Origin of the sequence: Geobacillus zalihae NBRC 101842, assembly GCF_001544135.1 — a bacterium.
GTDB classification, from domain to species: domain Bacteria; phylum Bacillota; class Bacilli; order Bacillales; family Anoxybacillaceae; genus Geobacillus; species Geobacillus zalihae.
This window is the reverse complement of the sequence record NZ_BCPV01000041.1, coordinates 21,560-31,936: the sequence shown is the minus strand read 5'-3', so window position 1 is coordinate 31,936 and position 10,377 is coordinate 21,560. Positions and strand designations below refer to the sequence as shown.

At 50.5% G+C, this 10,377-nt stretch carries 12 protein-coding genes; 5 read left to right on the top strand and 7 right to left on the bottom strand.

The annotated features are described in order from the left end of the window. The first annotated feature begins 71 nt into the window (after window positions 1–71). The 3 genes from GZ1_RS11925 (at window position 72) to GZ1_RS19290 (ending at window position 1,514) form a co-directional block, all read left to right on the top strand. Window positions 72–725 (top strand): ABC transporter ATP-binding protein, encoded by a 654-nt coding sequence (locus GZ1_RS11925; RefSeq protein WP_013400853.1) that lies wholly within the window; start codon window positions 72–74, stop codon window positions 723–725. A gap of 45 nt (window positions 726–770) precedes the next feature. After that, the gene (locus GZ1_RS18340; RefSeq protein ID WP_052518214.1) at window positions 771–1,004 is read left to right on the top strand and encodes an IS3 family transposase; all 234 of its coding nucleotides are present in this window, start codon (window positions 771–773) and stop codon (window positions 1,002–1,004) included. A gap of 327 nt (window positions 1,005–1,331) precedes the next feature. Further along, window positions 1,332–1,514, top strand: coding sequence for a hypothetical protein (locus GZ1_RS19290; protein WP_060788523.1), 183 nt, complete (start codon window positions 1,332–1,334; stop codon window positions 1,512–1,514). 459 nt (window positions 1,515–1,973) lie between these two features. Here the strand turns inward: GZ1_RS19290 and GZ1_RS11915 are convergent, their stop codons facing one another. The 7 genes from GZ1_RS11915 to hmpA form a co-directional block, all read right to left on the bottom strand. Further along, window positions 1,974–2,168 carry a hypothetical protein gene (locus GZ1_RS11915; RefSeq protein WP_011231223.1) on the bottom strand — a complete coding sequence of 65 codons (195 nt, stop codon included), beginning with the start codon at window positions 2,166–2,168 and terminating at the stop codon, window positions 1,974–1,976. Between the two features lie 241 nt (window positions 2,169–2,409). Then, window positions 2,410–3,651 carry a DHH family phosphoesterase gene (locus tag GZ1_RS11910; RefSeq protein ID WP_060788522.1) on the bottom strand — a complete coding sequence of 414 codons (1,242 nt, stop codon included), beginning with the start codon at window positions 3,649–3,651 and terminating at the stop codon, window positions 2,410–2,412. A 17-nt stretch (window positions 3,652–3,668) separates the two neighbouring features. Further along, window positions 3,669–5,573, bottom strand: a complete 1,905-nt coding sequence (locus tag GZ1_RS11905) for a nitric oxide reductase activation protein NorD (RefSeq protein WP_015374867.1) — start codon at window positions 5,571–5,573, stop codon at window positions 3,669–3,671. A 10-nt stretch (window positions 5,574–5,583) separates the two neighbouring features. Further along, window positions 5,584–6,459 carry an ATP-binding protein gene (locus GZ1_RS11900; protein WP_015374868.1) on the bottom strand — a complete coding sequence of 292 codons (876 nt, stop codon included), beginning with the start codon at window positions 6,457–6,459 and terminating at the stop codon, window positions 5,584–5,586. A 126-nt stretch (window positions 6,460–6,585) separates the two neighbouring features. Then, window positions 6,586–6,960 (bottom strand): replication termination protein, encoded by a 375-nt coding sequence (locus GZ1_RS11895; RefSeq protein WP_011231227.1) that lies wholly within the window; start codon window positions 6,958–6,960, stop codon window positions 6,586–6,588. A 113-nt stretch (window positions 6,961–7,073) separates the two neighbouring features. Further along, window positions 7,074–7,976 (bottom strand): formyltetrahydrofolate deformylase, encoded by a 903-nt coding sequence (gene purU / locus GZ1_RS11890; protein WP_060788521.1) that lies wholly within the window; start codon window positions 7,974–7,976, stop codon window positions 7,074–7,076. 225 nt (window positions 7,977–8,201) lie between these two features. Further along, window positions 8,202–9,437, bottom strand: coding sequence for an NO-inducible flavohemoprotein (gene hmpA / locus GZ1_RS11885; protein WP_020755391.1), 1,236 nt, complete (start codon window positions 9,435–9,437; stop codon window positions 8,202–8,204). A 172-nt stretch (window positions 9,438–9,609) separates the two neighbouring features. Here hmpA and nsrR point away from each other — a divergent pair, with 172 nt between their 5' ends. Then, window positions 9,610–10,053, top strand: coding sequence for a nitric oxide-sensing transcriptional repressor NsrR (nsrR, locus tag GZ1_RS11880; protein WP_011231230.1), 444 nt, complete (start codon window positions 9,610–9,612; stop codon window positions 10,051–10,053). Between the two features lie 103 nt (window positions 10,054–10,156). Further along, on the top strand, window positions 10,157–10,351 hold the full coding sequence (locus GZ1_RS11875) for a hypothetical protein (protein ID WP_020755390.1): 195 nt from the start codon (window positions 10,157–10,159) through the stop codon (window positions 10,349–10,351). The last annotated feature ends 26 nt before the right edge of the window (window positions 10,352–10,377 follow it).

Below are 10,377 nucleotides of genomic sequence, written 5' to 3'. Positions count from 1 at the left end.
CTATCGGTGTGTTCGGGTATCTGACGATAAAGAGAGTGAAGAACGCGGATTATATCTAGGAGGTTTGCGATATGAATGCGATCGTCTTGTCCAATGTTTCAAAAACGATAAAAGGGAGAGAAGTTTTGCGCAATATCAACTTAGAGTTGGAGAGAGGAAAGATTTATGGATTCGTCGGGCCGAACGGATCTGGGAAAACGATGTTATTCCGAGTCATAAGCGGACTTGTGAAGCCGTCCAGCGGCACGGTAGCAGTATTTGGCCAGACGTTGCATAAAGACGTATCGTTTCCGAGCGATATCGCAGTTTTGTTGGAAAAACCAGGTTTTCTTGAACAATACTCAGGATTCGATAATTTAAATTTTTTGGCCATGATTCAGAAAAAAATCGGAGAGAGTGAGGTGAAAGAGGCGATCGAGAGAGTGGGATTGGATCCGCATGATAAAAGGCCGGTGAAGGCGTATTCTCTCGGAATGAGACAAAGACTGGCCATCGCGCAGTGCATTATGGAGAAGCCGCAACTTATATTGCTCGATGAACCAATGAATGGCCTGGATGAAAAATCTGTAGACAAGGTGTATGAGATTATCAGGGAAGAAAACAAAAGGGGCTGCACGATTTTATTGACGTCTCACAACAAGGTGGACATACAGTCATTATGTCACCAAGTGTATTCGATGAGTGAAGGGGCGATTACTGGTATGACCCATATGACTGTAGGATGATCTATAATGCGCGTTATGTAAAAATTCGCGAGGGGTGCGATCATCTTGAACAAGCAACTGTACGAAGTGCCGCTCCGGTGTTCATTGGACAATCAAAAGGAGGAATGTCTAGGGAGAATGGTGTTTGATCGCTATGAAGAGGCTTATCAAGCTGTGGTGGAGTATATGCGATTTTATAACGAACGGAGGATTCATTCAAGCATTCTCGATCTTCCGCCGCATGAATTTTACAAAAAAGCGCAAACGGAAGCGTTAATAATTAAAGAAATTCGAGTATAAGGCTTCTTGCCAAGAAAAAATGAGAAATTTTAAGAATAACCTAAAATTAAGATAGGATGTGTCCAAAATTAGGGGGTCAATCCGTCAAATAATAGATAGGGATTTTGTATGTTACGATTAGCCAAAAAGTAATTATTTACTGATGTTACATCTATAAATTAGATACGGGAGAGGGTACAAAATGGGAATTTACCGTTCTTTAGATTACTATTTAAGCATTGGTTACATCGGTATCGCCGTGAAGACATTAACCTTGAGTTTGGATGCTTCATTGGTTTAGATGTTTGTTTTCCATTACATAAAGTTCTTGAAATGGAAGCACAAAGTTTGAAAAGGACATGGTTAGAAGTGAATAGATATGTTAGTGAGGCTTTTAAGATTATCACGGAGGAATACAATGAGGAGCTTGGCATAAGAAAAGGCGAGAAACTTTGCGATGTTGATAAAGAAATAATATGGGAAATCAAGGACCGACTTAAAGAACCACCAACGGCGGTGTTAAGTGAATAGTTTTTTTCAATTTGCAAGTACAAAACAAATTCATCAACGGCTTGTCGAAACAACATAAAAAAACACCTCCAGTTGATAATCAACGACCGATGATAATCGGTAAAAAAATAATGATAATTCGTTTAAAAAATGATAATTCGTAGACACAAAAAATTATGAGGAACTTAGGTTAACAAGTTCCGGATAATTGATTTTATGGGCACTTGAGGGAAGAAACCCTCCATTTGTGCGGAAATCATTAAGTTTACATAATATAAATTATAAGAAGTTATGAAAGAGTCTGTTTCGATAACAAGTAATCTCATAATAGTGAGACAAAACAAAAAAACGCCCATCGACACGCCACCTAAAATAAAATAAAAACGCGCAGCCTCTTGATTCTCATTCAAGAAGCTGCACGTTACCCACTGCGCGTCGGCAGCTGCAGGGACCGCATGATCTCATCCTTTCTCCTTTCGTTTAGGCAATATCCGTTTGACGATAGCGGACGCCTTTATACCGAACGCGAACTGGCACGCCTTTTTCTTGCTTATGCTTCACCAGAAGCCGTTGGGCTTTTGAAAAGGCTTCCATCATCCCAGATGCCGGAATGGCCTCTTCCCACACAATCGTTTTCCCTTGGACTGTGTAGAAGGAAAAGACATACTGTTTCACCGTCTTCACCTCCCTATTATTATTATAATCAAAGACTGTTTTTCCTAAACACAAAAACTGTTACAATTATGTTAACATTTTCTCTTCGGCGTTTCCGCAACAAATAAAGGTGTCCCAATCCTTTCTAAAAGAGATCGGAACACCTTTTTTCTTTTTGCGCATCTTTGTCCGAATGGTCAGCCGCCAGCCACCGAGTTCACTCCACCCATACCGAACGACCGTGCCGTCCACAGCGGCGGCATCATGATTCAATGCCGGTTTGTTGCTTGTATTGTTTGACGGCCGCTTTATAGTCGGCTTGAATGGCATCTTTGTCTCGTCCGAGCCGAACGCTTAAAAAGTCGAGCACAGCTGCATCATGGGCAAGGCCAGCGGCAAACTGCCGCTTCAGCCAGCGTTCGCCGGCGATTTCCTCTGGGAACGTATGGGTCTCTCCCCCATCGGCATACACGCTCCAACCTTGAGCGGTTTTGCGACTCAGCCACCATTGGCCATGGTGATTTGTCCAAAACACTCCTTCGACCTCGTCTTTTTTGTTCAATTGGTTTTGTTCCGCATCACCGTATACCGGCAGAAGCGGGAACGTCTCGACGACAAACAGCGGAAATGTTGTATCATCGATCAAACAGCCGGACGCCTTGGGATGGCCGCCGCCACCGAATTGCTGGGCAAACTCAGCGACGTTGACGTCATCATGAATGGTGCGAAAGCCAATATGTTTCGTCCCCATGTTGACTAAAGCGATCAAGTCAAGATGAGGATAACGCTTGGATAACGCATTGCCCAATTCCGACAAATGGCGCTCGGCAAAGACGACGCCGATGCAATAGTCACCAAGCCAGCGCTGAACAAGCTGTTTTTGCTTTTGCCGAATGTAACGCTGAATTTTCTTCTCTTCCATATCGAGAAGCAGCTCTTCCGTCTCGGTCAAGGAGAACGGTTCTCTGGAGGCGAGCCGCTCGCTCATCGTCTCCCAAAAGCCGTCAAGCCCGAAAATCGTCAACAAATCATTCAGCCGCTTCGCTTGCAAATTCCCATTCTCTTCCCATTCCCACGTGTCGTATTGGCGGACGAGCTCGACGAACCCATCTAGCGTTTCATTAGGTGCGAGTTTTCCCTCGCGGACGAGATAGTCGTAAAAGAGCGAGGTGGCGCACGTCTTTTTGCCATCATCCCTCACCGGCACCACCTGTCCCCACGGGTAGTCATTGAAATGAAGCGCCGTCACGTGGTGGTCGATCACTTGCACATGGCCGCCGCGCGCCGCCCGTTCAGCGAGTTGCTGTTCCACTTCCTTGCCGACGGCCAAGTCGGTGATAAACAACATGGCGCCGTTGGCCTCGTCGCTTTGCAAGAATTGGACGACCCGTTCATCCAAATTGCGATAGGAACAAAACGAAATGTTCACCTCGGCAAACGCCAGCTTCGCGAGCAATCCGCAGCCGATGCCGTCTAGATCGCTGTCAGTGAATAATTTGATCATGGGGTCCCACCTTTTTGTCACAAACTTTTTTGCAACCACGTTTTCAAGAGCGGCAACAGCCGATCCGGCAACTCGCTCACATGCGGAACAAAGACGCGGAAGCGACCATAGATGTTTTCAATCGTCCGCCGCGTTGACTCATCGTCGGCCCCGTGGCCTAAAAAGAGATTGACGACCTCAATGCCGCGGCGGCGCGCTTCGGCGACTGCTTCGTGCGTATCGATGATGCCGTTTTGTTCATATCCGTACGCGGCGGGTTCGCCGTCAGAGAAGACGAGCAGCACTTTTTGTGCTTCCGGGCGCTTGAGGAGCTGTTCGGTCATCCAGCGAATCGCCAATCCATCGCGATTATCTTCATGCGGCTCGAGCTGCAGGATCGCCGGGCCGCTCGACGGCTCAAGCGAGCGATGGAATGAGACCGCCATCTGCAAATAGTTCGGCTGACGCGAAGCGGTTGCTTCGTTCGCATCTTCCCAAAATCCGACAATTTGGTGCGGCACGCGCAACGTTTTCAGCACCTCATGGCAAAGAACGAGCCCGGTTTTCGTCTCTTCCATTTTGTCATGCATGGAAGCTGAGCAATCGACAAGCAGGCCGAAGACCGCATCAAACCGCCGCGTCGGCTCGCCTTTTTTGTAAAACAAGCGCGGCCGCTCATCCGTGAAAAACGACACCAATTGTTTGCGCAGCCGACCGACGGGCAAGTTCGTGCGCCAAGCGGAGCGCTTGTGTTCAAGCCATTGTTCCATGATGCGCACAAGCCGTTTTCGGTACGGCGCCACCGCCGCCTGTTTGGCGCGGTATTGCTCAAGATGCGCGAGGTTGGACGACGAAGGAAGAAGCACAAGATCGGCTTGGCGGTTGGCCTCGCCATACGGCGCACGGTTTCCAATCGGCGGCTGTTCGCTGAAGGATGCTTGCGCTTCCAGGCCATACTCGTTTCGCGCCGTCGGCCGAGACGTTCCTTTCACGACGGCCAGAGCCTGATCGCCGTCTTCACCCGGCCTCGCCTCATCGCTGATGATCTCGGTGCGGCTGCCTCGTTCGAGCTCAAAGCGGAGAAAGCTTCCACCCGCCCGGCTCGTTTCCCGATGCCATGTTGGCAGCACTTGCCGCTTGGCCTCTCCATCCGACTCTTGAAGGGCATCGCGGTTTTCCAATGGGTTGGTCCGTTTGAGATCTTGAAGCGTCATCGTTTTCTCGTCCGCACCATCCTCAACGATTGGCAGCGATGTATAGGCATTGACCATATCATGAGGCAGCACGTCCTCCATCAGTTCCACAACGGCGAACGCCCAGTCCGCCACCTCGGCTGTCGAGGAAGCATCAAAAAATTGCGGCCATAACGTTTCAAGGCGCGCCTGCACCGCTTCATCCGCCATCGGAGCCAGCGGCGCATCATCAAGCGGCGAATCGGCCGTGAGCCGCAAATACATCCCCGCCAAAAACTGATCAGCCCAAGCGCCGCGCGTCCTGTTTGCTTGCCATTGCTGAGTGAAGTAGCGGCGGTACATGCGGCGGCGCGTGCGGAACCATCGCTTCATCCCGGGACGTTCCCGCTCGCAGACGGCTTCCAAGCGAAGATCTTCAGCGAATGTAAACAGCTGTTTGGAAAGCTTGGAGAGCGGTCGGGATTCCACCGCATGTCGGAAGGCGCGAACCGCCAATCGGTCGGTGTGCCGATACGTGCCGATGATGCGCAAGCCGACGTCGCTTTTCATTGCCGTTTCTCGCTCCAATGGTGGATACCCATCCCAAAAATGGCTGACGTAAACGACCGGCTTGACACAATGCACGCCGGAATGGGCGGCGAACTGGATGGCAACGTCGCGGCGGCGCATGAGCGTTTGGGCGAGGTCAGAAAGCTGCATGACCAAACTCGAGTCGACCGTTCGGTCATTGAACATCATAAACCGCTCCATGCCGAGCCTCCTATTCGTCAAACCACGTTTCGGCGATGTTGCGCACCGCCGCCCGTTCCCGTTCATCGTCAAGCTTATCGACGATGCTTCGCTCAATGGCCCGCAATGGCGGCATGTATGCCGCCAAATCGCACGCATCCAACAAAGCGCGCACCGAAGCCGCTTCCTCGGCGATTTGTCCGTTTCGCACCTGCGCAAGCAGATCCGCCGACAGGGCGACGAAACGATCGATCAACGTTTCATCCGTTAATGTAGTTTGCGCCAACAATACCGATTTTAATGTTTCTCCTTGCACATACGGCACATTGATGACGACAAACCGGTTTTTGAGCGCCTCATTGAGCGGTACGGTGCCAATATAGCCTTCATTGATCGCGGCGATGACGCCAAATGTCGGTTTCGCCTGTACGACATCGCCAGTCAGCGGATTGGTGAGCCGCCGCCGGTAGTCAAGGACGCTGTTTAAAATCGGCAGCGTTTCCGGTTTCGCCATATTAATTTCGTCAATGTATAGCAAATGCCCTTTTGTCATCGCCTGGATGACGGGTCCGGGCACGTACTCGATCACCGCCTGGCTGTTTTTGTGCACGATCGTCTTAAAACCGAGCAATGCTTCGGCGTCTAAGTCCACGGAACAGTTGATGCTGTGCATCGGTTGACCAAACAAAGCGGACAACGTTTCAGCAAGCCGCGTTTTTCCCGATCCGGTCGGGCCTTTTAAGAGCACGTTTTTCCCAAGCGCGAGCGCAATGGCGGCATCGTGCACGATCGCCTCATCTGCCGCCTTGTACCCGCCCGCTCCAATCAACGCGCGATCCGGATCGCGGCGGAACAGTTCTTTTCGCTTTTCCATTTCTTTCGTGACCGTCAACGGCCATGTTCCCATCTTCTGACTTCCTCTCTGTGGCGATCTTCCCCTCTCATTCTACTAGATCGCCCGGCGGGACGCAAAACAAAAGAACTAGACCATAAATATATTATGTAAATATAACAAAGAAAAAACGAGGCGCTCTCAACCGAAGTTGTCCTCAATCGCCTTGCGAATGAGCGCCGCGCACCGATCAAGCTCCGCCTTGAGCTGGCGTTTGTACAGCTTCGCCTTTTCCTGTCCGCCCTCGGCGAACCGATAGTAGACGACTTCTTGGTACTTCATTCCCTCTTTTTTCTGTTTCACTTGTTTTAAAATGCCGTCTTCGATCAAATCGTGCAGCGCCTTATACACTTCGGAGTGGTTCGGCCGGTAGCCGAACGGCTTGAACTCTTGGCGCAATACATCAAGCAGCTTCAGCCCGTAGAGCCGCTCCTGTTCGGTGAGCGTAATCAAATACAATTTTAAAAACGCACGTTGTTTTAACAGAAAACCGCTGGGCGTCCGTTTTTCTCCCATAGGCAGGCTTTTTCCCTCCTTCCCTACGGATGAAATTTCGCTCTTTGGGCGGCGAAATCCTGCTTGTCTTCATTATACCATGCGGGAAAGGAAAAATCCTCTCCCGCTTGGTTTCAATAAAACACGATCGTTTTGTTTCCGTGGATGATGACCCGGTCTTCCAAATGCCACCGAAGCGCCCGGGCGAGCACCGTTTTTTCAATCAGTCGGCCGATCCGCTTTAAGTCGTCCGGATGGTGGCGGTGATCCACGCGGGCGACGTCCTGCTCAATGATCGGCCCTTCATCCAAATCGTCGGTGACGTAGTGCGATGTGGCGCCGATCAATTTGACGCCGCGCTCATACGCCCGCTCATACGGACGCGCGCCGATAAAGGCGGGCAAAAATGAGTGGTGGATGTTGATGATCCGTCCCGGGAATTCAGCGACAAACGCCGGCGACAAAATTTGCATGTAGCGGGCAAGCACGATGGTGTCGATCTGATAGTCACGAAGCAGACGGATTTGTTCGGCTTCGGCGTCCACTTTCGTTTCCTTCGTCACCGGAATATGCACATACGGGATGCCAAACGACTCGACCGTCTCGCGCAAGTCGGGGTGGTTGCTGATGACAAGGGCGATGTCGGCGATCAGCTCTCCCGCCTGCCATTGCCAAAGAAGTTCAAGCAGACAATGCTCGGCTTTGGAGACAAAAATCGCGATTCGCCGAATATCGTTGTGCAGCCGAAGCTGCCAACGCATCTGAAATTCAGCAGCGATCGGGGCGAACGCCGCTTCGATCTCTTCTTTTCGCTCGGCGATGTTCGGACAGTCGAACTCCAAGCGGAGAAAAAACGTCCCTCCCTCAGGGTCAGTCGAGTATTGGCTCGATTCAACGATATTCGCCCCTTGTTCGTACAGAAACGACGTCACCGCCGCGACGATGCCCGGGCGATCTGGGCAGGAAATAAGGATTCGAGCGCGTTGCTCGTAACCTTGCAAAAATGATTGCCAGCGATGTTGGCGAAATGTCGTCATGCGTTGTCTCTCCCTTTTCTTGCTTTTCCTTGCCATTCATCATACAAAAAATTCATGAACTTGCCAACAGGGAAGATAACAAAAGGAGGGTGTCCCAAAAGGATCGGGACACCCTTTCTTATTACCGTATATAGGTATAAAACAATCATTAAGAAACAATATGTTGTGTTTTGTTAAGGAAAATGACCCTTTGGGGTCAGCCCCCTGGCAAGCGAAAAACCTCTCTCAGTCTTTCGTCAAATCGCCGGCCGGGCCGAAAAATTCGTAATGGATGTGCTCCTCTGGCACACCCCATTGTTTTAGAGCGCGATAGACGGTTTTCATAAACGGCACCGGGCCGCAGAAATAAAAGTCTGCGTCTTTCGTCGGGATCACGGATTGCATCCATGCAAGGTCAATCCGCCCTTCTTTTCCAAAATGTGGATGGCGGCGGTCCTCGTCGGATGGCGACTCATAACAAATATGATAAGAAAATGACGGGCGTTCCGCCAACATCCGAAGCTCCTCGTCAAACGCGTGCACGCGGCCATTCAAAGCAGCATGCAAAAACGCCGCTGGGCGGGTCGGTTGGCGGATGGCCAACGTATGCGCCATGCTCAAAAGCGGAGTGATGCCGACGCCGCCGCTGATGAACACAACCGGCGTCGTTTTGGACAAATCAAGCGTAAAATCGCCGGCTGGAGCGCTAAGCTCGAGCACGTCGCCCTCTTGGACATGATCATGCAAATAGTTGGAAACAATGCCGGCCGGCTTGTCCGCTGTAGCTGCTTCCCGTTTGACGCTGATGCGGTAATACCCTTTTCCAGGTGCATCCGATAAGCTGTATTGGCGAATATGCGTATACGTCTCGCCCGGAATCGACAGTTTGACGCTCACGTATTGACCCGGCAAATAATCACTGATGGCCTTGCCGTCTTCCGGCTCCAAATAAAACGAAGTAATGACGCCGCTTTCTTTCACCTTTTTCACGACGACAAATCGGCGAAAGTCACGCCAGCCTCCGTGTTTGGCCGCTGCCTCATCGTAGAGCTCTTTTTCCACTTGAATGAAAACGGACGCAATGGCTTCATATGCTTCCGCCCAAGCCGTGATCACTTCGTCGGTGGCGGCGTCGCCGAGCACGTCTTTGATCGCCAGCAACAAATGCTTTCCGACGATCGGGTATTGTTCTGGTTTGATTCCTAAGCTGCGGTGTTTATGGCCGATTTGCCGCACAACCGGCAAAATCGCATCAAGCTGGTCGATATAGCGCGCTGCCGCATACACGGCTGCGGCCAAGGCGCGTTGCTGCCGCCCTTGCTTTTGGTTGGCGTGGTTGAAAATATGGAGCAGTTCCGGATGATTGGAAAACATGAGTTCATAAAACCGCTTCGTAATTTGTTCGCCATGTGTTTCCAAGACAGGCACCGTTGATTTCACAATTTCAATCGTTTTTGGATGCAATTTCGTTGTCGTTGTCATGATTTCATCCCCTTGTAAAACATGTATTTTTAATACATCTTTTATTCAACCATGAGCACTGCGAAAAAAGCAATATTTCAAATACATCTTTAATAAATTGTTCACAATTCTCCGTTCGAATCAGGTGTGGTACAATGGGATCAAGAATGTCGCTTAAAGGTTGTGAATCACGATGCAGTTGACGAACTATACGGAATACGCCTTGCGCGTCCTCTTGTTTTTAGGCGCGCTTGATGAAGAAGAAAAAACAAACATCAAAGACATTGCTGCTGCCTTTTCCATTTCAGAGCATCATTTAAGCAAAATCGTCTATGAGCTTGGCAAACTCGGCTACATTGAAACGATCCGTGGGCGCAACGGTGGAATCCGCCTTGCGAAACGCCCCGCGGAGATTGTCATCGGCGCGGTTGTTCGCGAAACGGAGGAAAACTTGTCGCTTGTCGAGTGTTTTGCCGCCCACGGCAATGAGTGCGTCTTAACGCCGGTATGTCGGCTTCGCTTCGCACTTCACGAGGCGTTAGAGGCGTTTTTGCGTGTGCTGGATGCGTATACGCTCGCCGACTTGCTTGAAGACCGAGCGTCGCTTCGTTCTTTATTGAAAGAGCGGCGCGGTTGAGGAAACTTTCTGGCTATAAGCTGGAGAGTTTTTTGGCGTTTGGCAGGCACACGATCACTAAGCATCGCTCTACGGAAGGAAGACGCGGGATGATGCGAAACCGATGGCGGCCTTTGCGGCGATTGGCACCTTGGCGCTCGGCCTTTGCGCGGGATGTGGCGGCAAGAACGATCATCAGTTGGAAAAACGAAACCAGTCGTCAAACATGGGCGGCGGGATGAATACGTCCGGCACCGGCCGATCACATCCCCTTTGTTTGCCACAAGACGAAGAATATATTAAGATTAGAAAGGTGTGAAAACATCTGCATGACTAAAGGAGGTC